The sequence below is a fragment of the Cupriavidus sp. NPDC089707 genome (assembly GCF_044748965.1).
Taxonomy (GTDB): Bacteria; Pseudomonadota; Gammaproteobacteria; order Burkholderiales; family Burkholderiaceae; genus Cupriavidus.
In genome coordinates this window covers 15,943-38,755 of sequence record NZ_JBIVHB010000024.1, presented here as the reverse complement: position 1 = coordinate 38,755, position 22,813 = coordinate 15,943, and the positions used below count along the sequence as shown (strand labels likewise).

23 protein-coding genes, 1 tRNA gene and 1 pseudogene are annotated in these 22,813 nt (G+C 65.9%); 7 read left to right on the top strand and 18 right to left on the bottom strand.

Annotated elements, in window-relative coordinates; genetic code table 11:
* Nucleotides 1-77 precede the first annotated feature (77 nt).
* The 3 genes from ACIP1U_RS27005 to ACIP1U_RS26995 form a co-directional block, all read right to left on the bottom strand.
* The gene (locus tag ACIP1U_RS27005) at nt 78-764 is read right to left on the bottom strand and encodes a lactate utilization protein C (protein ID WP_400321796.1); all 687 of its coding nucleotides are present in this window, start codon (nt 762-764) and stop codon (nt 78-80) included.
* Between the two features lie 92 nt (nt 765-856).
* The gene (gene pncB, locus ACIP1U_RS27000) at nt 857-2,032 is read right to left on the bottom strand and encodes a nicotinate phosphoribosyltransferase (RefSeq protein WP_400321793.1); all 1,176 of its coding nucleotides are present in this window, start codon (nt 2,030-2,032) and stop codon (nt 857-859) included.
* Between the two features lie 68 nt (nt 2,033-2,100).
* Nucleotides 2,101-2,640 (bottom strand): hypothetical protein, encoded by a 540-nt coding sequence (locus ACIP1U_RS26995; RefSeq protein ID WP_400321790.1) that lies wholly within the window; start codon nt 2,638-2,640, stop codon nt 2,101-2,103.
* 307 nt (nt 2,641-2,947) lie between these two features.
* Between ACIP1U_RS26995 and fdxA the strand changes: the two genes are divergently transcribed.
* The 3 genes from fdxA to ACIP1U_RS26980 all read left to right on the top strand — a co-directional run bounded on the left by fdxA (nt 2,948) and on the right by ACIP1U_RS26980 (nt 4,755).
* A complete protein-coding gene (fdxA, locus tag ACIP1U_RS26990; protein ID WP_400321787.1) occupies nt 2,948-3,271 on the top strand; it encodes a ferredoxin FdxA in 324 nt (107 codons plus the stop codon).
* Nucleotides 3,272-3,357: 86 nt separating this feature from the next.
* On the top strand, nt 3,358-4,467 hold the full coding sequence (locus ACIP1U_RS26985) for an NAD(P)/FAD-dependent oxidoreductase (RefSeq protein WP_400321785.1): 1,110 nt from the start codon (nt 3,358-3,360) through the stop codon (nt 4,465-4,467).
* Between the two features lie 212 nt (nt 4,468-4,679).
* Nucleotides 4,680-4,755 (top strand) — tRNA-Asn (locus ACIP1U_RS26980).
* An 87-nt stretch (nt 4,756-4,842) separates the two neighbouring features.
* Here ACIP1U_RS26980 and ACIP1U_RS26975 read toward each other — a convergent pair.
* The 5 genes from ACIP1U_RS26975 to ACIP1U_RS26955 form a co-directional block, all read right to left on the bottom strand.
* A complete protein-coding gene (locus ACIP1U_RS26975) occupies nt 4,843-5,610 on the bottom strand; it encodes an IclR family transcriptional regulator (RefSeq protein WP_400321782.1) in 768 nt (255 codons plus the stop codon).
* A 99-nt stretch (nt 5,611-5,709) separates the two neighbouring features.
* Nucleotides 5,710-6,873 (bottom strand): CaiB/BaiF CoA transferase family protein, encoded by a 1,164-nt coding sequence (locus ACIP1U_RS26970; RefSeq protein WP_400321779.1) that lies wholly within the window; start codon nt 6,871-6,873, stop codon nt 5,710-5,712.
* A gap of 12 nt (nt 6,874-6,885) precedes the next feature.
* Nucleotides 6,886-8,052: an acyl-CoA dehydrogenase family protein gene (locus ACIP1U_RS26965; RefSeq protein ID WP_400321776.1), complete on the bottom strand. Its 1,167-nt coding sequence runs from the start codon at nt 8,050-8,052 to the stop codon at nt 6,886-6,888.
* A 20-nt stretch (nt 8,053-8,072) separates the two neighbouring features.
* Nucleotides 8,073-9,050, bottom strand: coding sequence for a Bug family tripartite tricarboxylate transporter substrate binding protein (locus tag ACIP1U_RS26960; RefSeq protein WP_400321773.1), 978 nt, complete (start codon nt 9,048-9,050; stop codon nt 8,073-8,075).
* Between the two features lie 48 nt (nt 9,051-9,098).
* Nucleotides 9,099-9,488, bottom strand: coding sequence for a cupin domain-containing protein (locus tag ACIP1U_RS26955; protein ID WP_400321771.1), 390 nt, complete (start codon nt 9,486-9,488; stop codon nt 9,099-9,101).
* 485 nt (nt 9,489-9,973) lie between these two features.
* Here ACIP1U_RS26955 and rpsU point away from each other — a divergent pair, with 485 nt between their 5' ends.
* The 3 genes from rpsU (at nt 9,974) to ACIP1U_RS26940 (ending at nt 12,158) form a co-directional block, all read left to right on the top strand.
* Entirely contained in the window at nt 9,974-10,186 is a 213-nt protein-coding gene (rpsU, locus tag ACIP1U_RS26950; protein ID WP_010814647.1) for a 30S ribosomal protein S21, read from the top strand.
* A 183-nt stretch (nt 10,187-10,369) separates the two neighbouring features.
* Nucleotides 10,370-11,281, top strand: a complete 912-nt coding sequence (gene nodI, locus ACIP1U_RS26945) for a nodulation factor ABC transporter ATP-binding protein NodI (RefSeq protein WP_400321767.1) — start codon at nt 10,370-10,372, stop codon at nt 11,279-11,281.
* 13 nt (nt 11,282-11,294) lie between these two features.
* Entirely contained in the window at nt 11,295-12,158 is an 864-nt protein-coding gene (locus ACIP1U_RS26940) for an ABC transporter permease (protein ID WP_400321765.1), read from the top strand.
* Nucleotides 12,159-12,187: 29 nt separating this feature from the next.
* On the opposite strand, the pseudogene sugE reads toward ACIP1U_RS26940, so the two are convergent.
* Nucleotides 12,188-12,521, bottom strand: a pseudogene (gene sugE, locus ACIP1U_RS26935) (quaternary ammonium compound efflux SMR transporter SugE).
* Between sugE and ACIP1U_RS26930 the strand changes: the two are divergent.
* Nucleotides 12,515-12,799, top strand: coding sequence for a hypothetical protein (locus tag ACIP1U_RS26930; RefSeq protein WP_400321764.1), 285 nt, complete (start codon nt 12,515-12,517; stop codon nt 12,797-12,799). The pseudogene sugE and the gene ACIP1U_RS26930 sit on opposite strands and share 7 nt — an antisense overlap.
* Nucleotides 12,800-12,805: 6 nt before the next feature.
* Here the strand turns inward: ACIP1U_RS26930 and ACIP1U_RS26925 are convergent, their stop codons facing one another.
* The 9 genes from ACIP1U_RS26925 to trpB all read right to left on the bottom strand — a co-directional run bounded on the left by ACIP1U_RS26925 (nt 12,806) and on the right by trpB (nt 22,721).
* A complete protein-coding gene (locus ACIP1U_RS26925; protein ID WP_400321761.1) occupies nt 12,806-14,011 on the bottom strand; it encodes an O-succinylhomoserine sulfhydrylase in 1,206 nt (401 codons plus the stop codon).
* Nucleotides 14,012-14,324: 313 nt separating this feature from the next.
* The gene (gene purF / locus ACIP1U_RS26920) at nt 14,325-15,854 is read right to left on the bottom strand and encodes an amidophosphoribosyltransferase (RefSeq protein WP_400321759.1); all 1,530 of its coding nucleotides are present in this window, start codon (nt 15,852-15,854) and stop codon (nt 14,325-14,327) included.
* 109 nt (nt 15,855-15,963) lie between these two features.
* Complete coding sequence (locus tag ACIP1U_RS26915) at nt 15,964-16,461, bottom strand: CvpA family protein (protein ID WP_400321902.1); 498 nt, start codon at nt 16,459-16,461, stop codon at nt 15,964-15,966.
* A gap of 42 nt (nt 16,462-16,503) precedes the next feature.
* Entirely contained in the window at nt 16,504-17,226 is a 723-nt protein-coding gene (locus ACIP1U_RS26910; RefSeq protein ID WP_400321757.1) for an SPOR domain-containing protein, read from the bottom strand.
* A gap of 67 nt (nt 17,227-17,293) precedes the next feature.
* Entirely contained in the window at nt 17,294-18,604 is a 1,311-nt protein-coding gene (gene folC / locus ACIP1U_RS26905) for a bifunctional tetrahydrofolate synthase/dihydrofolate synthase (RefSeq protein WP_400321754.1), read from the bottom strand.
* A gap of 147 nt (nt 18,605-18,751) precedes the next feature.
* A complete protein-coding gene (gene accD / locus ACIP1U_RS26900; RefSeq protein WP_400321751.1) occupies nt 18,752-19,624 on the bottom strand; it encodes an acetyl-CoA carboxylase, carboxyltransferase subunit beta in 873 nt (290 codons plus the stop codon).
* 175 nt (nt 19,625-19,799) lie between these two features.
* Nucleotides 19,800-20,600 (bottom strand): tryptophan synthase subunit alpha, encoded by an 801-nt coding sequence (gene trpA, locus ACIP1U_RS26895; protein WP_400321748.1) that lies wholly within the window; start codon nt 20,598-20,600, stop codon nt 19,800-19,802.
* Nucleotide 20,601: 1 nt separating this feature from the next.
* A complete protein-coding gene (locus ACIP1U_RS26890) occupies nt 20,602-21,528 on the bottom strand; it encodes a DNA-methyltransferase (protein WP_400321745.1) in 927 nt (308 codons plus the stop codon).
* The gene (gene trpB / locus ACIP1U_RS26885; RefSeq protein ID WP_400321743.1) at nt 21,528-22,721 is read right to left on the bottom strand and encodes a tryptophan synthase subunit beta; all 1,194 of its coding nucleotides are present in this window, start codon (nt 22,719-22,721) and stop codon (nt 21,528-21,530) included. Before trpB ends, ACIP1U_RS26890 begins: the two co-directional genes overlap by 1 nt.
* Nucleotides 22,722-22,813 lie beyond the last annotated feature (92 nt).

Sequence of the window (22,813 nt, the reverse complement as noted above, 5' to 3'; positions counted from 1 at the left end):
TGTAATCCAACCGCCTCGCGCAACCGTGCCGCGGCGCGCGTTTACAGGCGATTCTTACGTCCGTGCTGCCCCATGGCTCAATCCTGCTCGACCACGATCACATGCACGCGATACGGGCCATGCGCGCCCAGCACGATGGTCTGCTCGATATCGCCGGTGCGCGACGGGCCGCTGATGATATTGGTCGCGCGCGGCAGTTCGCCGCGCTCGCTGCGCACCAGCGCGAAGGCGTCTTCCAGCCCGGCGACCACGCGCGAGCGCGGCACCACCGCGATATGCGTTTCCGGCAGCAGTGCCGCGGAGGCGAACGTCGTCGGTCCCGACAGGAGCATCAGCGAGCCGGTCTCGGCGATTGCGCAGAAGCAGCCGGTGATGCCGACCAGGTCGCCATGGTCGCGGTCGGCCTCTACCTCGCGCAGCGGCGGCCGGCATTCGACCGCGATGCCGGCGTCCTGCCATGGCAGCGTGCCCAGCGCATCCCATGCCACCGCGCGCTGCACCAGGTTCAGGCTGTCGAGGTAACGCCGCGCGGCCGCCGGCACTTCGTCCATGGCGGCGACGCGGTCGACGGTGGAAGCCATGCGCTGGGCCTGCAGCAGGAAGGCTTCGACGAGATCGGCAGCCGGCACCGGGCGCGGGCCTTGCGGATGGCGCGCGAGGTAGTCGGCCACCGCGCCGCGTTCGCCCTGCGTGGGCTGGTGCGGCCTGCCCTGTGCGGCACGGATGCGGGCAAAGATGCGGTCGCGGGCGTCGTTGGTTTCCATAAGGCCTGGCAGTGCGGTTGGCAAGGATGCGGCAAGTTGCGCGATGCGCCGATTATAGTTGCCGCGGCACGGCACGGCGCGCCGGAATCCCGCTATGCCGGCTGGACCGAGAACACCTGCCGCAGGTAGGACAGGTAGCCGGTATCGTCGCACATGGTCTTTTCCGGCGTGTCCGACAGCTTGGCCACGGGCTGGCCATTGCAGCGGACCATCTTGATCACGATCTGCAGTGGCGTGTAGCCGAGATCGTTGGTCAGGTTGGTGCCGACCCCAAACGCCAGCCGGCAGCGGCCGTGGAAGCGCTCGAAGAGTTCGATCACGCGCGGGATGTCCAGGCTGTCGCTGAAGATCAGCGTCTTGGTGCGCGGGTCGACGCGGTTGGCGGCGTAATGCGCCACCATGCGCTCGCCCCACGCGATCGGGTCGCCCGAGTCATGGCGCACGCCGTCGAACAGCTTGCAGAAGTACAGGTCGAAGTCGCGCAGGAAGGCATCGAAGCCGTAGGTATCTGACAGCGCGATGCCAAGGTCGCCGCGGTACTCGCGCGCCCAACGTTCCAGCGCGTACACCTGCGAATCGCGCAGCCTCGGTCCCAGCGCCTGGCAGGCCTGCAGGTATTCGTGCGCCATCGTGCCGAGCGGCACCATGTTGTGCAGGCGGGCGAAATGGACGTTGCTGGTGCCGGCCAGCTGCGGACCGAGCTCGCGCCGCATGGTCAGCAACACCTCTTCCTGCCAGTCGCGCGAGAAGCGCCGGCGCGTGCCATAGTCGGCGATGACGCAATCGGCCAGTTCCGGCTGCTGCAGCAAGGCAAGCTTGTCTTCCAGGCGGCGGCGGCCGCCGGCGAGATCGGGCCGCGGCTGGGTGCGGCGAAAGTAGACCTCGTTGACGATCGCCAGCACCGGCACTTCGAACAGGATGGTATGCAGCCACGGGCCGATGATCGATATCTCGATCTCGCCGTTGCCCTGCGGCGCCTCGCGCACCGACACGTACTTTTCGTTCAGGTGGAACAGGCCGAGGAAGTCGATGAAATCGCTCTTGATGAAGCGCAGGCCGCGCAGGTAGGCGAGTTCGTCGTCAGTGAATCGCAGCTGGCACAGGTGTGCGATCTCTGCACGAATTTCATCGACATACGGCGTCAGGTCGATGCCGGCATTGCGGCACTTGAAACGATATTCGACCTGCGCCTGCGGAAACTGGTGCAGGACCACCTGCATCATCGTGAACTTGTACAGGTCGGTGTCGAGCAGAGACTGGATGATCATGGCTAGCCAGACGGCGATGTGCCGGGTCAGTCCGACATGCTAACCGAGACTGTGCGCGTCCGGGGCACTCAGGCCCCGTCGAGGAACGGTTGCGGCGCGCGCAGGGTCGGCTTCCCCGCTGCCCTGCCCTGCAGGCACCACAGCGCCTGGCCGTCGCTGCCGCGGCAGGACACCAGCGTGGCGGCGCTGCGCGGCACGCGCTGCGGCAGTGGCTCGGCAAAGGCGCCATCCGCGGCAAGGATGCGCTCGCTGTAGACCGCAGCGCCAGCGCGCTCGAAGCGCAGCACCTGCATCCGGTCCCCCGGCTTCGGGTTCAACTCGGGTCCGCAAGGCATCAGGCCGGCGCGGCCGCAATGGGCGATGGCATCGCCCGCCGGTGAATCGGTCACGCTGAAGTGGTCCCAGTCGAAGGCGGTCAGCGCCGGCAAGGCGACCGGGGCCTCGGATCGCGCGCGCCATGCAACCAGCCGGGACACCACGCTGTCCGCCATGCCCGGCTGGACCAGGGCTTGGGCACCGGCAAGCGGGGGCATCCCGGTAAATGCCGCCAGCATCACAAGCAGCGACAGCAAGGCGGCGCGGCGGCAACAACATAGCTGGCGTGGCATAGGAATCTCCCGGCGTGGAGGCATGTGGCATTCAGGCGGCCTCATCATGCCTGCGGTTGCGCAAGCACGCTAGCGGCCTGCCATGTCGTGGATCAAAAACACATAAAGAAATAAGAAAACTATCTGATCCAGCTATATAGACCCGCTATTCTTGCCAGAAGGCTCGGCTACAATATCGGTTTCCGAAAGGCCACGGCCGGCGCTCGTCCCGTCCATCCCTGCCCGCCATGGCAGATGGAGGCGTCCGCCGGCAAGAAGCGGCCCCACAGTTTCCCATCAAAAGCCGACCCGTTTTCCTGGAACCGAAATGACTCACGTTGTCACCGAATCCTGCATCCGTTGCCGCTATACAGACTGCGTTGACGTTTGTCCGGTGGATTGTTTCCGCGAAGGCCCGAACTTCCTGGCCATCGACCCGGATGAGTGCATCGACTGCGCCGTTTGCGTGGCCGAATGCCCGGTGAACGCCATTTATGCCGAGGAAGACGTGCCGGGCGACCAGCAGCAGTTCATTGATCTGAACGCCGAACTGGCACGCGCCTGGCCCTCCATCACCAAGACCAAGGCCCCGCTGGCCGAGGCCGAGGACTGGAAGGACGCCACCGACAAGCTGCAGTACCTGGAGCGCTGAGCGCACCAGGCAGCAAAGAAAGCCGTCCCCACGCGCTTTCCGCAATGCCGGGCACCCGCGTGCCCAACCAACGTATCAGGACGAATATGGACTTGAGCATTCCAAATCCCGTTGCCGACGCGACCAAGCAGGTCGAAGGCGGCAGCCCCGCCGGCGGCCAGCCGCTCGAAATCGACGCGCTGATCGTCGGCGCCGGTCCGGTGGGCCTGTTCCAGGTGTTTGAACTGGGCCTGCTCGAAATCAAGGCCCACGTGATCGATTCCCTGAAAGTCGTTGGCGGCCAGTGCGTGGAGCTGTATCCGGACAAGCCCATCTACGACATCCCCGCCGTGCCCAGCTGCACCGGCCAGGAACTGACCGACAACCTGCTCAAGCAGATCGAGCCGTTCGAGCCCACCTTCCACCTGGGCCAGGAAGTCTCCGTGGTGGAGCGCCGTGAAGACGGCCGCTTCTTCGTCGAGACGTCGCTCGGGACCCGCTTTATCACCAAGACCATCTTCATCGCTGCCGGCGTGGGCTCGTTCCAGCCGCGTACGCTGAAGGTCGAGGGCCTCGACAAGTTCGACGGCAAGCAGCTCTTCTACCGCGTCAAGGATCCAATCCGTTTCCACGGCCGCAACCTGGTGATCGTCGGCGGCGGCGACTCGGCGCTGGACTGGACGCTGGACCTGGTCGGCAAGGCCGAGTCGGTGGTGATGATCCACCGCCGCGACGGCTTCCGTGCCGCGCCGGCCTCGGTGGCCAAGATGAAGGAACTGTGCGAACAGATGGAAATGCAGTTCCTGGTTGGCCAGATCGGCGGCTATGAGGAGAAGGACGGCGTGCTCACCGAGATCAAGGTGACTGGTGCCGACGGCGTGACCCGCCGCCTGCCGCTGGACGACCTGCTGGTGTTCTTCGGCCTGTCGCCCAAGCTCGGCCCGATCGCCGAGTGGGGCCTGGACCTGGAGCGCAAGCAGATCAAGGTGGATACCGAGAAATTCCAGACCAATATCCCGGGCATCTTTGCGGTGGGCGACATCAACACCTACCCCGGCAAGAAGAAGCTGATCCTGTCGGGCTTCCACGAGGCTGCGCTGGCCGCGTTCGGTGCCGCGCCGTATATCTTCCCCGAGAAGAAAATCCACATGCAGTACACCACGACCTCGCCGAAGCTGCACAAGGTCCTGGGCGTGGAATCACCGGTGTTCGACTGATCCGGCGCTTCACGATGCCGCAGAAAAAAGCCGCCACAAGGCGGCTTTTTTCTGGCGCAAACGAAAAACCGTCGCTATAATGCGGCCTCGCTGTTGAACACCAACGTGGGAAGCAGCCAGCCAGCCGTTCCGAAGCACCTGATGACAAACAAAATGTTGCCAAGGTGTTGACGACAAAAAGAGAAACTGGCTATAATCGCTTTCTCAGCTGTTCCCCGATAGCTCAGTCGGTAGAGCGACGGACTGTTAATCCGCAGGTCCCTGGTTCGAGCCCAGGTCGGGGAGCCAACCGATACGGAAGCCCGGTGCAAACGCACCGGGCTTTTTCGTTTGGGGCTTTCATTCGCGGCTGCCCCCAGCGCCCCGACCCTTCGCTTATCCCTGCAGTGAGCCGCCTGCGGCCTTCAGTGCCACAACGATAGCCTCCGCATTGGCTTCGACCCGGTGCAGCGGCCCCGCCACCGACATCCCGTAGACAACACCGCCGAGCGATACCGGAATCGCGATGGCCCCCAAATCCGGGAACGACTCGCCGAAGTTCGGATACCACCCCTGTGCCTGCCATTGCTGCATCGCTGCTTCGAACACACGCAGCGAGTCCACCGTGCGTCCGGTGCGCGACGCAAAGGAAACGCCGGCCAGCAGTTCCGCGCGGCTCTCCAGGGTCATGGTGCCGAGAATGGCGCGGCCGATGGAATTGACGTGCGCGTCGCGCAGCTCGCCCGGCGCGGCGATATAGCGCACCGGATTGGCGGACTCGCGCACCTCCAGGTACAGCACGCGGCCGTCGTCCTGCAGCTTGCCGAAGATCACGGTTTCGCCGGTGTCATCGCGCAGCGACTCCAGCACCGGCTGCACGCGCTCGAGCAGCGGATCGTTGCGCGCGATGCGCTGAGCGATATCAAGCAACCGCCGCGTGGGGTAATAGCCCTGGCGGCGGCCGGTTTCGTACAGGTAGCCCAGCGAGGCTAGCGTGCGGATCAGCCCGAGGCAGCTCGACATCGGCGCGCCCAGCAGCTTCGCCAGTTCGGTCAGCGTCAGCGAGCGCCCTTCACGCGCATAGATCTCCATGATCTCGATCACGCGCAGCGCCGTCTTGACGCTGCCGTAACCGGATTTTTCCGCCGCTTCGTTTTCTGCCATCGTTGGCTTCCTCGACTTCCGTGTGCTTTGGGCGGAATTGTACGCGGCGCGTTGGTACACCACATGCGGGCGGCACCTGCCGATCCCGGTGCGGCCGAATCAGGTGCCGGTGTCGTCCTGCGCCTTTGGCAAGCCTTCCGGCCAGCTGCGGATATTGCCGGGCGTGCGTGAGAACCGCGTGGGGATGCCGACGCCACGCAGGCGTCCTTCGCTCGGATGGTCGTATTCGAACATCATGCCGGTGGCGCGCAAGTGCGGGTCATCCACCAGGCTGTCGAAATGCGGCAGCTCGCTGTGCGGGATATCGGCGTCGCGCAACAACGCCAGCCACTCCGCGGTAGTGCGCTGCGCGACGATCTCGGCCAGCGTGGCGTAGAGCGCGTCGATATTGGCGCTGCGCGCGGCCGGGGTCGCATAGCGCGGATCGCGCGCCAGTTCGGCATGGCCTGACAGGTCGAAAAAGCGCAGCCACTGCGCGCTGGTATAGGGCAGCAGAGCAAGATGGCCGTCGCTGGTGCGGTACGGCTTGCGGTGGGCCGACATCACGCGCGGATAGCCAGCAGGGCCGAGCGGCGGCACGAAAGTCTGCCCGGCGAGCTGCTCGGTGGCGAGGAAGGACACCAGCGTCTCGAACATCGGCACCTCGATGGCCTGCCCCTGCCCCGATCGCTCACGCTCATACAGCGCCATCGGGATCGCGTAGGCGACAGTCAGGCCGGCGACCTTGTCGGCCAGGATGGTGTTGACGTACTGCGGCCCCTCGTTCGAGTTGGCGCCCTGGAACTGCGCCATCCCGCTGCGCGCCTGGATGATGTCGTCGAAGGCCGGTGCGCCAGCATACGGGCCCGCTTCCGAATAGCCATAGGCGCCGCAATAGATCAGCCGCGGATGGTCCGCCCGTAGCGAGACATAGTCCAGCCCGAGCTTGCGCAACGACTGTGGCCGCACGTTGGAGACAAAGACATCCGCCGTGGCGATCAGCGCCTTCAGCGCGGCAAGGTCGTCCGGCTGCTTGACGTCGAGCACGACGAACTGCTTGTTGCGGTTCAGGTTGAGGAAGCTCGCGCCCATCGCGGCATGGCGCGCCGGCTCGGCATGGCGGAACACATCGCCGGCGGGCGCTTCGACCTTGATCACCTCGGCCCCCATATCGCCAAGGATCTGCGTGGCGTACGGACCCATCGCGACCGAGGTCATGTCGATCACGCGGATGCCTGCCAGCGGGCCGGTTGCCGCCGGCGCGGGCGCTTGCTCGTTGTGCATCTTCCGTCCCGTTCAGTACGATTTTGGCAAACCCAGCACTCGCTCGGCGATAAAGCACATGATCAGCTGCGGGCTGACCGGCGCGATGCGGGGGATATACGACTCGCGCAGCAGGCGCTCGACGCGGTATTCGCGCGAATAGCCCATGCCGCCCAGCGTCAGGATCGCGGTCTGGCACGCGTTGTGGCCAGCCTCGGCTGCGAGATACTTGGCCGCGTTGGCCTCGGCCCCGCAGGACTGCCCCGCGTCGTAGCGCGCGGCGGCCTTCAGCATCATGAGGTTGGCCGATTCCAGCTGCATCCACGCCTGCGCCAGCGGGTGCTGGACGCCCTGGTTCATGCCGATCGGGCGGCCGAAGACCACGCGCTCCTTGGCATACTGCGTGGCGATCGCCAGCGCGGCGCGGCCGAGCCCGATGGCTTCGGCGGCGATCAGGATGCGCTCGGGGTTCAGTCCATGCAGGATGTATTCGAAGCCCTTGCCCTCCTCGCCGATCCGGTCTTCTTCCGGGATGAACAGGTCGTCGATGAACAGCATGTTGGTATCGACGGCGGCGCGGCCCATCTTGTCGATCTCGCGGATCTCGATCTTGCTGCGGTCAACCTTCGTGTAGAACAGCGACAGCCCTTCCGTCGATTTCCTCACCTGCTCCAGCGGCGTGGTGCGCGCCAGCAACAGCATGCGGTCGGCCACCTGCGCGGTCGAGATCCAGATCTTGCGCCCGCTCACCGAATAGCCGCCCGGCACCTTGCGCGCAAAGGTCTTGAGCTTGGTGGTGTCCAGGCCCGCATCGGGCTCGGTCACGCCGAAGCAGGCCTTCTCCTTGCCGGCGATCAGCGGCGGCAGGAAGCGGCCCTTCTGCTCTTCGGTGCCGAACACCACCACCGGGTTCAGGCCGAACACGTTCATATGCACCGCCGAGGCACCGGTCATGCCCGCGCCCGACTGCGAGATGGTCTGCATCACCAGCGCCGCTTCCAGGATGCCGAGACCGGCGCCGCCGAACGCCTCGGGCATCGCCACGCCCAGCCAGCCGCCCTCGCACAAAGTCTTGTAGAACTCGTGCGGGTAGGTGCCCGACTTGTCGAGCCGGTCCCAGTATTCCATGCCGAACTGCGTGCAGACCTGCTGCACGGCTTCGACGATCGATGCCTGTTCTTCGGAGAGATCGAAATTCATGTGCTTGCCTGTCTCGTTGTTTATTCCGGCTGGATGCCCGCGTCCTTCACCAGCCGCGACCACTTCTGCAGTTCGGCCACGACAAACTGGTTCAGCTCGGCGGGCGTGCTGCCGAATGGCTCAAAGCCCAGCGCGTGGAACTGCGCGGCATGCTGCTTGCTGGTGGCGATAGCAACCAGCTCGCGGTTGAGACGCTCCACCACGGGCGCCGGCACGCCGGCGGGTGCGAATACGCCGTTCCAGGACGTGATATCGAAACCCTTGAGTTCGGGCGCACTGCCGACCGGCGGCAGGTCGGGCAGCAGCGCACTGCGTTGCGCGGTCGTCACGGCCAGCGCGCGCAGCTTGCCGGCGCGCACATTGGCGATGCCCGCGGCAAAGTCGACGAACATCGCCTGCACCTGGCCGCCCATCACGTCGGTCATCGCCGGCGGCGTGCTCTTGTACGGCACGTGCAGCATCTTCAGGCCCGCCATCTTTGACAGCGTCGCGCCGGCGACGATGCCGGTGCTGTTGCCGCTCGCGTAGCTCATGCCAGGATGCGCCTTGGCGTAGTCAATGAACTCGCGCAGCGTCTTCACCGGCAGTTGCGGATTGACCACCAGCATGAACGGCAGGTTGCCCATGCGCGAGACCGGCGTGAAGTCCTTGACCGGGTCGTAGCGCAGCTGTTTCATCAGCGACGGGTTGGCGGAATGCGTGGTGTTGGTGGTCATGAACAGCGTATAGCCGTCGGCTGGCGCCTTGGCGACGAATTCGGCGGCGATGGTGCCGTTGGCGCCCGGCTTGTTGTCGACCACCACCGGCTGCTGCAGCGATTCGCCCAGGTACTTGGCGGTCAGCCGCGCCACGGCATCGGTGCCGCTGCCGGCGGCGAACGGCACCACCAGGCGCAGCGGCTTGGAGGGAAATTCATCGGCGGCCAGCGCCGGTGTTGCAAACAGCGCGGCGGCACATCCCAGCACCACGCTGGCGAAAGCGGTCTTGAAGCACTTCACGGTCTGTCTCCTGTCGTTATATGAATCCTTGCCGTAACCGGCCGCGTCTCAGGCGGGCCGTATCACGCGCTCAGGCGATTCCTCGTAAGGCGGTGAATAGATCACCAGGATCTTGGCTGGCTCTTCACTTACCACCGTGAACACATGCATCTCGTCCGGCGGGAAGAAGCAGCAATCGCCTGGGCCAAGTTCCTTGCGCTGGCCGCCGACCTCGGCAATGGCCCGGCCTTCCAGCACGTAGCACACCTGTTCGATGCCGGGGTGCGCGTGGGGCAGCGCGCCCTTGCCCTTTTCGATGGTGCCGTGGATCACTTCCAGATGGCGCGAACCAACGGTCTCGGGGCCAATCAGCCGGCGGTTCAGCGTGCCGACGTGGTTGGCTGGGTGGTAGCCCTCGACGTCTTCGGTCGAGATGAAATAAACCGGGGGTTGCGGCACGTTGCTCTCCTGTCGGAACCTCGCCATGTTGGCGACTAATTCATATCTGTGAATCTTAGTTTATACATATGAATTTCTTCGTCAAACAATTTCGGGCGCCTTGCGGGTTTACCGGGAGGCAGCGTCTGGGTCATCATCGGCTGATCCGGTGGACTGGAGGACGAGCGAGGAAAGGCGGATAATTCGCGGCTTGCCGCCCTGTCCTGCGGCGCCGATCGCACGCCATTCTTGACAGGCGCGTCGTATACATGCCATAGTTACGGGCGTATAGCATTCATGGAAACCGGTACTGTCAGGCTCCAGTTGTATTCGGACCTGGCGCTATCACCCCTGACACTGGCTGCACGGACTGAAACGTCCACATCTTTCAGGTTCGCGGGGGCGCACCGGGCCTATGCCCAGCGTGCAATACCAGTCGCTCCGGCGACAGCAGTTTCCCCCCGTGTGAACCAGCCGCTACCGCGGCAATCCCCTAAAGGACTGAATTGACTAAGATCGTCTTGAAACCCGGTGAGCCCGTTGAAGTTGCAATGCGGCGTTTCCGTCGTGCCATTCTGCAGACTGGCCTGATCGTTGAACTCAAGAGCCGCACCGCTTACGAGAAGCCGACGACCGAGCGCAAGCGCAAGAAGAAGGCCGCCGAAGCTCGCCTGCGCAAGCGCCTGCGCATGCAAATGCTGCCGAAGAAGATGTACTGATTCGGGCAAGCTTCGCCAAAAAACCGCCAGTTCGCTGGCGGTTTTTTTATGCCCGCAGGGAATGCGCGTCCGGGCCCGCTCCGGGCTGGCGGCTTTTGCTGCACTGCGCCACCTGAGCGTTGCGCCGATGCCCGGCATAATGGCGGATATTGCGCCCCCTGGGGCGCCCACCGGACCCCTGCCTTGACTGCCATCCTCGAGTTGCGCAAGGTGCGCAAGCAATACGGCGATACGGTCGTCGTCGACGACCTCGACCTCCAGGTGTTTCGCGGCCAGTGCTATGGCCTGCTTGGTCCCAACGGCGCCGGCAAGACCACCACGCTGCGCCTGCTGCTGGGCCTGACCACGCCGATGGCCGGGACGCTGACGCTGTGCGGCGAGCCCATTCCCGAGCGTGCGCCGCAGGCGCGCATGCGCGTGGGCGTGGTGCCGCAGTTCGACAACCTCGACCCGGATTTCTCCGTGATCGAGAACCTGCGCATCTTCGGGCGCTACTTCGGGCTGTCGTCGGCCGAGATCGAGCGGCGCGTGCCCAGGCTGCTCGAATTCGCCCGGCTGGAGAACAGAGCCGACGCGCAGGTGCGCGACCTCTCCGGCGGCATGCGCCGACGCCTGACGGTGGCACGCGCGCTGATCAACGATCCCGACCTGCTGGTGATGGACGAGCCCACCACCGGGCTGGACCCGCAGGCGCGCCACCTGATCTGGGAGCGCCTGAAATCGCTGATGGCGAGCGGCAAGACCATCCTGCTGACCACGCACTTCATGGAAGAAGCCGAACGGCTGTGCAACTACCTGTGCGTGATCGATGGCGGGCGCAAGATCGCCGAGGGCAAGCCGCACGAGCTGATCGACAGCCAGATCGGCTGCGATGTGGTCGAGGTCTACGGCGACGAACTGGACACGCTGCGCGGCACGCTGACACCGCTGGCGCAGCGCACCGAAATGAGCGGCGAGACACTGTTCTGCTACGTGCGCGAGCCCGCCCCGCTGCTGGCGGCGCTGCACGGCAGGAACGGCGTGCGCTACCTGCACCGCCCGGCCAACCTGGAGGACGTGTTCCTCAAGCTGACCGGCCGCGAGATGCGGGATTGAACCAGGGACTGACATGAGCGAACAGGACCCCCGCACCGATACGTCCGAAAGACCCGCCATCGCCACCCGGAGCGCTGGCCCGGCAACGCGCCAGACCTATCCGCAGCCGCTGCTGCCGCGCAACATGCGCAACTGGATGATGGTCTGGTACCGCAACTACCTGGTGTGGAAGAAGCTGGCCATCCCGTCGATGATCGGCAACCTGGCCGACCCGATGATCTACCTGTTCGGCCTCGGCCTCGGGCTGGGGCTGATGGTGGGCCAGGTCAACGGCGTGTCGTACATCGCCTTCCTCGCTGCCGGCACCACCGCATCGAGCGTGATGATGTCGGCCAGCTTCGAGTCGATGTACTCGGCCTTCTCGCGCATGCACGTGCAGCGCACCTGGGAAGCGATCATGCACGCGCCGCTGACGCTGGGCGACGTGGTACTGGGCGAGATCTTCTGGGCGGCCAGCAAGGCGGTGCTGTCGGGCCTGGCGATCATGCTGGTGGCGGCCGCGCTGGGCTATGCGCAAATGCCGGGCGCGCTGCTGGCGCTGCCGGTGATCGTGCTGGCCGGCATTGCTTTCGCCGCGCTGGCGATGATCGTCACCGCGCTGGCGCCCAGCTACGACTTCTTCATGTTCTACCAGACGCTGGTGATGACGCCGATGCTGCTGCTGTCGGGCGTGTTCTTTCCGGTGGAGCAATTGCCGGAAGGCGTGCAGGCTGCCACCAGGCTGCTGCCGCTGGCGCACGCGGTCGAGCTGATCCGGCCGCTGATGCTGGGCCGGCCTGTGGAAGGCGCCGGCCTGCACCTTGCCGTGCTCGCCGCCTATGCGGCGGCCGCGCTGGTGGTTTCGCTGGTGCTGCTGCGCCGGCGGATGCTGCGCTGAGTTCGCGCTGAAATTGGGGGCGGGCAGGCTCAGGCGCTGCCCACCAGCTTGAGCCCGGCTATGCCGCACACGATCAGCGCGATGCAGCCGATGCGCGCCGCGGTCGCGGGCTCATTGAAGAGTATGATGCCGAGGATCGCGGTGCCGACCGCGCCGATTCTGATCCACACCCGCGGTCCGCACCGCGTAACCGGTTCCCACGGGAATGTGACGCAGAGCCAGTGCCAGCAGGATCACACTGATGGCCATGCCGGCCAGCGTGATGACGCTCGGCACCAGGCGCGTGAACCCGTCGGTGTATTTGAGCCCGATTGCCCACACCACCTCGAACAGCCCTGCCAGGGCCAGCAGTGTCCATGCCATACCGAAATATCCCGTTGCAACATACCGTGCGCAACGATAGCGGAGAATCCGCCACCTTGCAGCGCGTTGCCCTGGCGCTGGCAGCCGCACTGGCTACCGTCTCGCTGGGCGGGTGCATGGTGGTGGGCGCCACCATGGCGGTTGGCAGCGCCGCGGTGACGGTGGGCTCGGCCGCTGTCAGCGTGGCCTCGACAGCAGTGGGCACCACCTATGACGTCACCGCCGCCGGCGTGAAGGCCGTCGCCGGCAGCGACGACCCGCCTCCGCCAACGGAGTGACTTCGCTTATTCCCCGAGCCCGCGCAGCAGATCGGCCTTCAGGTCCTCGACCGACTCCAGCCCCACCGCCAGCCGGATCAACCCTTCGCCGACGCCAGCGGCCGCCTTCGCCTCCGGGCTCACGCGCGCGTGCGTGGTGGTGTATGGGTGCGTGATGGTGGTGCGGGTATCGCCCAGGTTGCCGGTGATCGAGCACAGGCGCGTGTTGTCGATCACGCGCCACGCATTGGCGCGCTGCTGCTCGGGCGTGGCGCCCTTCAGCTCGAACGAAACGATCGCGCCGCCGCCGCTCTGCTGCCGCATGGCGATCTCGTGCTGCGGGTGCGAGGCCAGCGCCGGGTGGAACACGCGCGCCACGGCCGGGTGCGACTCCAGGAACTGCGCCAGAGCCAGCGCGCTGGACGAATGGCGCTCCATGCGGATCGCCAGCGTCTCCATGCCCTTGAGCAGCACCCACGCGTTGAACGCCGACAGCGTCGGGCCGGCGGTACGCACGAACGGGAACACCTTGCCCATGATGTAATCGTGCGAGCCCAGCACCGCGCCGCCCAGCACGCGGCCCTGGCCGTCGATATGCTTGGTGGCGGAGTGCACCACGATGTCGGCGCCGAACTTCATCGGCTGCTGCAGCGCCGGCGAGCAGAAGCAGTTATCCACCACCAGCAGCGCATTGGCGTTGTGGGCAATGTCAGCCACCGCGGCGATATCCGCCACTTCGGTCAGCGGGTTCGACGGCGTTTCCAGGAAAAACAGCTTGGTGTTCGGACGAACGGCGGCACGCCACGCTTCGAGGTCGGTCGGATCGACAAAGGTCGTCTCCACGCCGAACTTGCCGAAGATATTGCTGAACAACGTCATGGTCGAGCCGAAGATCGCGCGCGAGCTGACCAGGTGATCTCCGGCCTGCATCGATGACAGCACCACCGACAGGATCGCGCTCATGCCCGACGCCGTGGCCATGCAGGCCTGGGCGCCTTCCAGCGCGGCCAGCCGCGACTGGAACATCGACACGGTCGGGTTGGTGAAACGCGAATACGTGAAGCCCTCTTCCGAGTTGGCAAAGCGTTCGGCGGCTTCTGCGGCGCTGTTGAAGCAGAAGCTGGAGGTCAGGTACATGGCCTCGGAATGCTCCATGAACTCGCTGCGCAGCGTGCCGGCGCGCACGCCAAGGGTATCGATGCCGAGCGATTCAGGATTGAGCGGTTCGTTCATGCTGGTGGCGCGGTCGTACCCGCGCGAATGCAATGGTTGTGGCCTGCCGCGGCAAGGCGGCCGGCCATGAAAAAAGCCCGTGCGATCGAATGGTCGGATCGACGGGCTTGCTGTTCTGCGGAGGCCTTCGGCAGGCTGTGGCGGTCGATCGGCCAGTTGCGCAAGCACTGCGCGCATTGGCAAACGTTGCAACCACCATCTCTTTAGCTGTTTCGGGCTGGACCCGCGTCCGCAAGCTGACTATCAAATCGACGCCCGGCCATGTTACGGCCGGGCTTCGCATCCGTCAACGCACGGGCGCGCGGCGCGCGGCTTACTCGTTGCCGCCGGAGCGCTGCAGGTGCAGTGACGAGCGCTCGGTGTCGCCGCCGGTGCCGTCACGGTCGGCCTGGCTGCGCGCCGTTTCCAGGCGATTCAGGTAGGCCTCGTCGATATCGCCGGTGACGTAACGGCCATCGAAGCACGACGCATCGAAGTCCTTCAGCGCCGGGTTGATGTCGCGCACCGCCTGCTTCATCGCTTCCACGTCCTGGTACACCAGCTTGTCCGCGCCGATGATCTTTGCGATCTCTTCGTGCGTGCGGCCGTGCGCCACCAGTTCGCTGCGGGTTGGCATGTCGATGCCGTACACGTTGGGGAACTTCACCGGCGGCGCTGCCGAGGCGAAGATCACCTTGTTGGCGCCGGCGTCGCGCGCCATCTGCACGATCTCGAACGAGGTGGTGCCGCGCACGATCGAGTCATCGACGATCAGCACGTTCTTGCCCTTGAACTCGACACCCATCGCGTTGAGCTTCTGGCGCACCGACTTCTTGCGCACCGCCTGGCCAGGCATGATGAACGTACGGCCGACGTAGCGGTTCTTGAAGAAGCCTTCGCGGTAGTTCACGCCCAGGCGGTTGGCCACCTGCATCGCCGCCGGGCGGCTGGAGTCGGGGATCGGCATCACCACGTCGATGTCGCCGGCCGACACCTCTTCGCGGATCTTCTCGGCCAGGTAGTCACCCATGCGCAGGCGCGCGTCGTAGACGGGAACGCCGTCGATACACGAATCGGGGCGGGCCAGGTAGACGTACTCGAAAATGCAGGACGTCAGCACCGGGTTGTCGGCGCACTGCTTGCTATAGAGCTTGCCGTCCAGGTCGATGAAGATCGCCTCGCCCGCTGCCACGTCGCGCTCGAGCTTGTAGCCGATGCCTTCCAGCGCCACCGACTCCGAGGCCACCATCCACTCCTTGCCGGTCGGGGTCTCGATGCTGCCCAGGCACAGCGGGCGGATGCCAAACGGGTCGCGCACAGCCAGCATGCCGTAGCCGGCGATCTGCGCGGCGATCGCGTACGAACCACGCACGCGGCGGTGCAGGCCGCTCACCGCGGTGAAGATGGTGTCCGGATCCAGCGCCATGCCGCTGCTGGCACGCTGCAGTTCGTCGGCCAGCACGTTCAGCAGCACTTCCGTATCGGAGTGCGTGTTGATGTGGCGACGGTCGCGGCGGAACATCTCTTCGCGCAGTTGCTGCCAGTTGGTCAGGTTGCCGTTGTGCGCCAGGATCACGCCGTACGGCGCGTTGACGTAGAACGGTTGCGCCTCTTCCTCGCTCGACGCCGAGCCGGCCGTCGGGTAACGCACCTGGCCGATGCCGGCGTCGCCCGGCAGGCTGCGCATGTTACGGGTGCGGAAGACATCGCGCACAAGGCCGTTGGCCTTGTGCATGTGAAAAGTACTGCCGTTGGCGGTGGCGATGCCGGCAGCATCCTGTCCGCGATGTTGCAACAACAGCAGGCTATCGTAAATCAGTTGGTTGACAGGCGTGGCTGAAACCACACCGACGATACCGCACATGCCAAGCTCCCAGGAAAGGCTTTGAATCAGGGGGCGCAGCCTGGTCCGGCTATCCTTCCGGACCGCAAGGCCTGCGTACTACTGGCCGGGCACCATGCCCGGCTTCATGTCATGTCTTGACGTACTTCGCCAGCTCCGGCGGCAGCCATGGCTTCACCGATTCCAAGGCCTGCATCACGTAAGGGCGGCTCACCGCATCGCGCCAGAACGGCTCTTCCGGCAATTTCGTCAGGCTGGCGAGCGTCACCATCACCATCACCAGCAGCGCGCCGCGCAGCAACCCGAACACCAGCCCGAGCCCGCGGTCCGCAGGCTTGAGGCCCGTGCTCTCCAGCAACTGCCCGACCACCATGCCGGCCAGCGACGCCCCGAGCACGGTGCCGATCAGCAGCACCACGAAACCCAGCGCGTGGCGGGCCAGCTCGCCGCCGGGCAGCGACTCGGGCATCCAGCCCGCGGCCACCGTGCCGTAGCGGAATGCGACCCAGAATGCCACCACCCAGCCGATCAGCGACAGCACCTCGCGCACCAGGCCGCGCAGCACGCCCAGCGCGCCCGACGCCAGCAGGATGAAGACCACGGCGTAGTCGAAGAAAGTCGGCTGCATCATTGCTCGCTGCCGCGCCCACGCGCCAGGCAGCGCTGGCCCTTACTGTTCGATTACCTTCGAGGTCAGGCCCGCCGCGCGCACGCGCTTGTCGGCGGCATCGGCGGCGTCGCGGTCGCTGAAGGGACCGGCGCGCAACAGGATGCGCTCGCCGTCGGCCAGCACTTTCTTTTCCACATACGCCGGCACCTTGCTCGCCTTGAGCTTGGCCAGCCAGGTCTTCGCCTTCTCTTCCGACGAGAACGCGCCAATCAGGATCAGGTACTTGCCGCTGCCTTGGGGCTTGACCTCAGGCTTGGCGTCGGGCTTGGCCTCGGCGCGCTGGATGGGCTTGTCGGCGGGCCTGTCGGCAGGCTTGTCCGCCGTATTGACGATTTCCTCGCCGGCATCGAGCGCCGCGGCGTCGCTGCGGGCCGCCGGCGCCGGCGGCAGCGGGTCGGCCTTGCGCGGCTCGACGCGGGGCTTGCTGCTGCCCTGCCCGCCGCTGACCTTGACCGCGATATCGTCGGCTACCGGGCGCGGCTTGGTCTCGAACACGATCGGCAGCACGATCACCGCGGCCACCACCAGCACCACGGCGCCGATCAGGCGGCGGCGCGCGCGCTGCTTCTGCGGGAATTCAGGGTCCAGCGTGTCGTCGGCATATTCGTCGGCGAGACGGCGCGACGAGGCGATGCCTGCACCCGGGTCGTTGCGCTGGCGGCGCGCACGCTCTGGTGCCGGGTCGTTGCCCTTGCGGGAAGAAAACAGCGAAAGCAGGCCCATAGATTGGTTCGGTGCGACAGCCCCCTCTGACAGGGGCCGGTCGTTGCGTTTGCCGCTCAGTGCCAGGTCAGTTGGCTTGCGTGGCCCGATAGGCCATCACGCCGGCGACGGTATAGAACGATCCGAAGACCAGAATTCTATCATTCTCGGTCGCTCTCTCCATGGCGTCGCGGAACGCCGCCTCTGGACTGGAAAAGCAGGCGGCGGTGGCGTCGGGGCCGGCGCGGAAACCGCCCCCCTCCAGCTTCGCCAGCACGTCGGCGGCGCTGGCGGCGCGCTCGGTCGGCAGGTCGCACAGGCACCAGTGGTCAACCTTGTCGGCCACGTGCTGCAGCACGCCGGCAATATCCTTGTCCTGCATCGCGCCGAACACCGCATAGGTGTAGCGGAAGAAGCCCATGTTCTCCAGGTTCTGCCCCAGCGTGGCGGCCGCATGCGGGTTATGCGCCACGTCGAGGATCACCGCGGGCCGTCCCGGCAGCACCTGGAAGCGCCCCGGCAGCTCGACGAACGCCAGCCCGTTGCGCACTTCCTGCGCGCTAACCGGCAATTGCGGGCGCATGGCCTGCAGCGCGGCCAGCGCGGCGGCGGCGTTCAGCAGCTGGTTGGCGCCGCGCAGCGCGGGGTAGCCCAGGCCGTTGAGCTTGCGCCCGCCGCCGCTCCAGTCCCATTGCTGGCGTTCCTGGCCCTTGGCCGCGTGGAAGTGGAAATCGCGGCCCACCAGCCACAGCTCGGCGCCGATGGCCTCGGCATGCGCCACCAGCGACTTGGGCGGCATCGGGTCGCCGCAGACCGCCGGCACGCCGGGGCGGAAGATGCCGGCCTTCTCGAAGCCGATTTCCTCGCGCGTGTTGCCCAGGTACTGGGTATGGTCGATATCGACGCTGGTGACGATGGCGCAGTCGGTATCGATCACATTGGTCGCATCCAGGCGACCGCCCAGCCCGACTTCGAGAATGATCGCGTCCAGGCCGGAAGCCGCGAAGAAATGGATGATCGCCAGCGTGGTGAACTCGAAGTACGTCAGGCTGACCGGGTCGGCAAAGCTGTTGCGCGCGCGCTCGACTGCCTCGAAGTGCGGAAGCAGTTGCGCATCGGTCGCCATCTCGCCGTTGAGGCGAGCACGCTCGTTGAACGAGATCAGGTGCGGCGAGGTATGGCAGCCCACCTTGTAGCCCGCCTCAAGCAGGATGCGCTCGAGCATCGCGCAGGTCGAGCCCTTGCCATTGGTGCCGCCCACAGTGAAGACCGTGGCGTCGATGCGCAGCCCGAGGGCCTCCTTCACGCGCGTGATACGCGTCAGGCCCATGTCGATGCCCACGGGGTGGGCGGTTTCGAGATGGGTGAGCCATTCGGGGAGCGTGTGGAAGACGGGCATTTCAGGTGGGCAAGGAAAGCGAAGGAAAGCGTTTGCTACCAGATTCGGGCAGGCGGGCGCAAAGTCAAGGGCCGGCGCCGCGGGCGTCCAAGAAAGGCGAAAGGCGCGTCAACCACCCGCGCCTTCAGTACAGCGATATTTGCGACGTTATGCCACCGCGTCGGCCGGCTGCTTCTGCAGCAGCGCCAGCAGCTGCGCCAGTTCGGCGCGCAGCTTGCGGCGGTCGACGATCATGTCGATGGCGCCCTTCTGCAGCAGGAACTCCGAACGCTGGAAGCCTTCCGGCAGCTTCTCGCGCACAGTCTGCTCGATCACGCGCGGGCCGGCAAAGCCGATCAGCGCCTTCGGCTCGGCAATCACCACGTCGCCCAGGAAGGCGAACGAGGCCGACACGCCGCCCATGGTCGGGTCGGTCAGCACGCTGATGAATGGCAGCTTGCTCGCGCTCAGCTGGTTCAGCATGGCCGTGGTCTTGGCCATCTGCAGCAGCGACAGCAGGCTTTCCTGCATGCGCGCGCCGCCGGTGGCGGTAAAGCAGATGAACGGCACCTTCTGCTCGAGCGCGGCCTGCGCACCGCGCACGAAGCGCTCACCCACCACCGAACCCATCGAACCGCCCATGAATTCGAACTCGAAGCAGCTCGCCACCACCGGGATGGTGTGGATGGCACCGCCCATCACCACCATGGCGTCGGTCTCGCCGGTATCTTCCATGGCCGCCTTGATGCGGTCCGGATACTTTTTCGAATCCTTGAACTTGAGCGCGTCGACCGGCACGATCTCCTGGCCGATTTCATAGCGGCCTTCGGCGTCCAGCAGCGCGTCCAGGCGCGCACGCGCGTTGATGCGCATGTGGTGGTCGCATTTGGGGCAGACGTGCAGGTTTGCCTCGACGTCGGTCCGGTACAGGGTCGACTCGCACGACGGACACTTGACCCATAACCCCTCCGGGATGCCCTTTCGGGTACGGGGGTCGGTCTGTTGAATCTTGGGGGGCAGGAGTTTATCCAACCAGCTCATGAAAGCTCCTTTCGGATAGCTGCGCGCCGCCGGCAAACCCTGTGTCAGGGCGCACTTCGGCAGGTGGCAGGGAATCAACCCGCAAATTTACCACGCCGGGCCCGTGACCTCGAAGCGCGGCGCGCAGATTGAGCACATCGCATCACTTATCGAGGTCCACCGAGCCCGGATTAGATCACTTGCTGTCCAGCGCCTGGCGGATCTCGGCGATAAACGCCTGCAGTGCCGCCACCGCCTGCTCGCGCGGCGTGTCTTCCAGCAGTTGCACCAGCCGGCTGCCGATCACCACCGCATCGGACACGCTGCCGATCGCGCGCGCGGTCTGCGCGTCGCGAATGCCGAAACCCACGCCCACTGGCAGGTTGGCGTGCTGCTTGATCAGGGGCAGGCGCGAAGCCACGCTGTCCAGGTCGATTGATGCGGAGCCGGTCACGCCCTTGAGCGACACGTAGTACAAGTAGCCGCTGGCCACGCGGGCGACCGCCTCGATGCGCGCATCGGTAGAAGTCGGCGCCAGCAGGAAGATCGGGTCCATGCCGTTGTCGCGCATCAGCCCGGCGAAGGACTCGCACTCCTCGGGAGGATAGTCAACCACCAGCACGCCATCCACGCCAGCCGCGCTCGCGGCCTTGGCAAAGGCCTCTTCGCCCATGCGCTCGATCGGGTTGGCGTAGCCCATCAGCACCACCGGAGTCTCGGCATCGGTCTGGCGGAACTCGCGCACCCACTGCAGTACCTGCGTCAGCGACACGCCCTGCGCCAGCGCGCGCTCGGAGGCGCGCTGGATCACCGGGCCGTCGGCCATCGGGTCGGAGAATGGCACGCCCAGCTCGATCACATCGGCGCCGCCCGCCACCAGCGCGTGCATCAGCGCCACGGTCAGGCCAGGCTCGGGATCGCCGGCGGTAATGAATGGAATCAGGCCCTTCTTCTGCTGCGCGGCCAGCGCCGCGAACGTCTTCTGGATACGGGACATATCAGGGAATCAGGTGAGGCCGCGGCGCCGGCGAGGCGTCGTCGTTGGCGGCGGCCAGGGTTGGGGTGGCCAGGGTTGGAGCACCACCAGGCTCGATCGCGGGCATGGCTTGCGCGGCCGCGGCCACGCGACCGCACGCCACCTGCACGTACTCCGGGTTGATCTCGTAGCCGACAAAGCGCCGGCCGTGGCGCTGGCATGCCACCGCGGTGGTACCGCTGCCCGCGAACGGGTCCAGCACCAGGCCACCCGGCGGGCAACTCGACAGCACCATGCGCTCGACGATCTCCAGCGGCTTCTGCGTCGGGTGGTTGGCGCGCTCGGGGTCCTGCCGGTGGATGCGCGAGATGCTCCACAGATCCTTGGGGTTGTAGCCCACCTCCAGCCACTTCTTGCCCTCGAAGCGCGGACGGCTGCGCGCCTTCTTGGTCTCGGGGTCGTACGGGATGCGGACCGGGTCGAGATCGAAGTAGTAGTCGCGCGCCTTGGCAAAGAAGCCGATGTTGTCGTGCACCGACGAGAACTTGCGCGTGGTACCGCCCATGCTGGGCACACGGCGGTCCCAGATGATCTCGTTGATCATCGTCAGGCGCCGCTTGAGCATCACGAACAGCTCCGGCGAATACTGCCAGGTGCAGAACAGGTAGAGCGTGCCCTTGGGCGCGAGCTTGGGCACGACCGCGTCCATCCAGCGCTCGGACCAGTCCAGGTAGGCCTGGCCCGACAGCAGGTCGGAATCGTTGCCATAGTCCTTGCCCAGCCCGTACGGCGGATCGGCGACGATCAGGTCGACCGAGCCGTCCGGCAGGCGGGCAATGCCCTCGAACATGTCTTCCTGGAACAATTGCAGCGGGGGTGCGTCGGACGCGCCAGGCAAGTCGTCGGCCCCGCCAACGGCGAGGCCCTGGGGGTGAGGCAGCGCGCGCATCAGAGCTTGAGCCCCGCGCGTTCGGCCACGGTATGCATGTCCTTGTCGCCGCGCCCGGACAGGTTCACCAGCAGCAGCTTGTCCTTGGGCAGCGTCGGCGCCAGCTTGCAGGCGTAGGCGATCGCGTGGCTCGACTCCAGCGCCGGGATGATGCCCTCGATGCGGCAGCAGTCGTGGAAGGCCTTGAGGGCTTCCTCGTCGGTGATCGGCACATATTGCGCGCGGCCGCTGTCCTTGAGCCAGGCGTGCTCGGGGCCGACGCCGGGGTAGTCCAGGCCGGCCGAGACCGAATGCGTCTCGATGATCTGGCCGTTCTCGTCCTGCAGCAGGTAGGTGCGGTTGCCGTGCAGCACGCCGGGCGTGCCGCCGGTCAGCGAAGCGGCATGGCGGCCGGTGTCCAGGCCGTCGCCGGCGGCTTCCACGCCGATCAGTTGCACGTCCTTATGCTCGATATACGGGTAAAAGATGCCCATCGCATTGGAGCCGCCGCCGACGCAGGCGATCACGGCATCCGGCTGGCGGCCGGCCAGCTCGGGCATCTGCACCTTTGCCTCCTCGCCGATCACGCACTGGAAGTCGCGCACCATCATCGGGTACGGGTGCGGGCCGGCCACGGTGCCGATGATGTAGAAGGTGTTCTCGACGTTGGTGACCCAGTCGCGCATGGCTTCATTGAGCGCGTCCTTGAGCGTGCGCGAGCCGCTTTCCACCGGCACCACGGTCGCGCCCAGCAGCTTCATGCGGTAGACGTTGGCGGCCTGGCGCTTGACGTCCTCGGCGCCCATGTAGACCACGCACTCCATGCCGAAACGGGCGGCGATGGTGGCCGTGGCCACGCCGTGCTGCCCTGCCCCGGTCTCGGCGATCACGCGCGGCTTGCCCATGCGCTTGGCCAGCAGCGCCTGGCCAATGACGTTGTTGATCTTGTGCGCGCCGGTGTGGTTCAGGTCTTCACGCTTGAAGTAAATCTGCGCACCGCCGAGCGTCTCGCTCCAGCGCTGCGCGTGGTAGATCGGCGACGGGCGGCCGACAAAGTGCTTCAGCTCGCGGCGGAATTCGGCATCGAACTCCGGGTCCTTCTGAGAGTGCGCATAGGCTTCGCGCAACTCGTCCAGCGCGTGGACCAGCGTCTCGGAAACGAAGGTGCCGCCATAGGGGCCGAAATGGCCACGGGAATCGGGCAGGTCGTACATGTCTAGGCTCTTCGGAACAGCGGCCTTGCCTCACTCGGCAAGGCTCGCCTGGTTGACTGGGTGCGCGATGCCCGTCATGGGTATGGAAAAAG

Coding starts and splice junctions, on each gene's coding strand:
- ACIP1U_RS27005 (WP_400321796.1), bottom strand. CDS start 764: ATGGAAACCAACGACGCCCGCGACCGCATCTTTGCCCGCATCCGTGCC.
- pncB (WP_400321793.1), bottom strand. CDS start 2,032: ATGATCATCCAGTCTCTGCTCGACACCGACCTGTACAAGTTCACGATG.
- ACIP1U_RS26995 (WP_400321790.1), bottom strand. CDS start 2,640: ATGCCACGCCAGCTATGTTGTTGCCGCCGCGCCGCCTTGCTGTCGCTG.
- fdxA (WP_400321787.1), top strand. CDS start 2,948: ATGACTCACGTTGTCACCGAATCCTGCATCCGTTGCCGCTATACAGAC.
- ACIP1U_RS26985 (WP_400321785.1), top strand. CDS start 3,358: ATGGACTTGAGCATTCCAAATCCCGTTGCCGACGCGACCAAGCAGGTC.
- ACIP1U_RS26975 (WP_400321782.1), bottom strand. CDS start 5,610: ATGGCAGAAAACGAAGCGGCGGAAAAATCCGGTTACGGCAGCGTCAAG.
- ACIP1U_RS26970 (WP_400321779.1), bottom strand. CDS start 6,873: ATGCACAACGAGCAAGCGCCCGCGCCGGCGGCAACCGGCCCGCTGGCA.
- ACIP1U_RS26965 (WP_400321776.1), bottom strand. CDS start 8,052: ATGAATTTCGATCTCTCCGAAGAACAGGCATCGATCGTCGAAGCCGTG.
- ACIP1U_RS26940 (WP_400321765.1), top strand. CDS start 11,295: ATGAGCGAACAGGACCCCCGCACCGATACGTCCGAAAGACCCGCCATC.
- ACIP1U_RS26930 (WP_400321764.1), top strand. CDS start 12,515: ATGCCATACCGAAATATCCCGTTGCAACATACCGTGCGCAACGATAGC.
- ACIP1U_RS26925 (WP_400321761.1), bottom strand. CDS start 14,011: ATGAACGAACCGCTCAATCCTGAATCGCTCGGCATCGATACCCTTGGC.
- purF (WP_400321759.1), bottom strand. CDS start 15,854: ATGTGCGGTATCGTCGGTGTGGTTTCAGCCACGCCTGTCAACCAACTG.
- ACIP1U_RS26915 (WP_400321902.1), bottom strand. CDS start 16,461: ATGCAGCCGACTTTCTTCGACTACGCCGTGGTCTTCATCCTGCTGGCG.
- ACIP1U_RS26910 (WP_400321757.1), bottom strand. CDS start 17,226: ATGGGCCTGCTTTCGCTGTTTTCTTCCCGCAAGGGCAACGACCCGGCA.
- folC (WP_400321754.1), bottom strand. CDS start 18,604: ATGCCCGTCTTCCACACGCTCCCCGAATGGCTCACCCATCTCGAAACC.
- accD (WP_400321751.1), bottom strand. CDS start 19,624: ATGAGCTGGTTGGATAAACTCCTGCCCCCCAAGATTCAACAGACCGAC.
- trpA (WP_400321748.1), bottom strand. CDS start 20,600: ATGTCCCGTATCCAGAAGACGTTCGCGGCGCTGGCCGCGCAGCAGAAG.
- ACIP1U_RS26890 (WP_400321745.1), bottom strand. CDS start 21,528: ATGCGCGCGCTGCCTCACCCCCAGGGCCTCGCCGTTGGCGGGGCCGAC.
- trpB (WP_400321743.1), bottom strand. CDS start 22,721: ATGTACGACCTGCCCGATTCCCGTGGCCATTTCGGCCCCTATGGCGGC.